This is a genomic window from Bacillus sp. AP50 (assembly GCF_040492675.1).
Taxonomy (GTDB): domain Bacteria; phylum Bacillota; class Bacilli; order Bacillales; family Bacillaceae_G; genus Bacillus_A; species Bacillus_A cereus.
In genome coordinates this window covers 1-1,432 of the sequence record NZ_JBEUTW010000777.1, presented here as the reverse complement: position 1 = coordinate 1,432, position 1,432 = coordinate 1, and the positions used below count along the sequence as shown (strand labels likewise).

The window sequence follows — 1,432 nt, the reverse complement described above, 5'->3', positions numbered from 1 at the left end:
TTTATGTTATGAAAAGAGAATATCCCTGTAATAGTAACAGGACTTTATTGTTTTGGCTATAGTAGATGTATATTAAATGTGACTATTTCTTGTCTATTTCACAAATAAAAAAGAAAATCAAGGAATTTGCTCGATTTTCTTTTTATCATATACTATTTAAAAGTTTCATTATCTAAAATTACAACATAATCATTCGTTAATCGGCCAGCTTCTTTTGTATAACTAACAAGCCTTTGTATATTATCACAGCAAATTTTTGCTCCCCATACGAGTAACGGTACGCCAATAAAATCGATATGGAACCTTCTAGAAAACAGCCCACCGAAAGTCATTGGTAAAGGTACGGTTGGTGATGTATTAGAAAAAATAATCTTTTCATGACTTTGATAATGTTTTTGCAAGATTTCTCCTAAATGCTTCATCGCTGGTACAACAACTTTTGATGCGCCGCATCCAATCGTATATACAGGATGACCATGTTCATCTATGCCATGAAAAATAATTTTTCCCATATCTTCTGTTTTCAATTTATTAAAGTAATCTACATTCAAAATTTCTTCTTTCGTTAACTTGCGATCCGTTGGTAATTTATTTAAATGATACGCTGCAGCTAGTGAGGTAGTATGTGTTCCACCAAAATCTGTGTAAATGTATATCATATTATCATCCCTTGTTGTAAAAGTTCAATGTTAATTAGTATTACCGTTCTTAGCAATGTTAAACAAGGGATGAATGTATTTACGCTTTTTGTGTTAATTCATTATATTTTTTCCAAATATAATAACGTCTACTAATCACAGTGCCTAATGTAATACATAAAAAGGCATTTGTTACAACCATTAATGTCTGGTGCGTACTACCCGAAAACATACTTTGTTTAATCATAATTTTTGCTCCTAAAATAACAAGAAGGATTATTGTACTTACCCAATTTCCTTTTCGTAGTACATGACCTGTTTCACTATCTAATCGAAATGTTAAAGCTCTTCCCCGTATAATCCCAAGACATAAGCCAATTCCAAGCATTACAACAAACAGTAGTCCTTGCAGCAAAGTTATTTGTCCCATATGAATAATGGATTGAACTGTTACAAAACACAACAAAGCCGGAATGAGCCAAATACGGTTTATTTTCACTTTTCGTTCTTTACTTTGCATCAAAACAATAATAAGAACAACAAGTAAAATATCCATTTAGAATCCTCCTATAAACTTGTTTATCTTTAAAGATTATATTCTCCTCTTTTCATTCCATACTTGAAATACGATAGCTACTTTCAAGTGTAAGATGGAAAATGTGATTTCTCATCAGCCTTAAGCATTATTTATAAAAATAAAAAAACGTACTTTTTACTCGTACGCCTTTAATAACTCGTTTAAACTCCTATTTATCAACTAATTCCACACCTTTAGAATTAGCTTTACCCAACAC

General features: G+C 31.2%; 2 protein-coding genes. Both read right to left on the bottom strand.

Translation table 11 applies throughout. From position 1 onward, the window contains the following. Positions 1-152: 152 nt before the first annotated feature. A complete protein-coding gene (locus tag ABWK52_RS29415; protein ID WP_000639421.1) occupies positions 153-659 on the bottom strand; it encodes a DUF3189 family protein in 507 nt (168 codons plus the stop codon). A 79-nt stretch (positions 660-738) separates the two neighbouring features. Then, positions 739-1,194, bottom strand: a complete 456-nt coding sequence (locus ABWK52_RS29410) for a DUF1453 family protein (protein ID WP_097796960.1) — start codon at positions 1,192-1,194, stop codon at positions 739-741. Positions 1,195-1,432 lie beyond the last annotated feature (238 nt).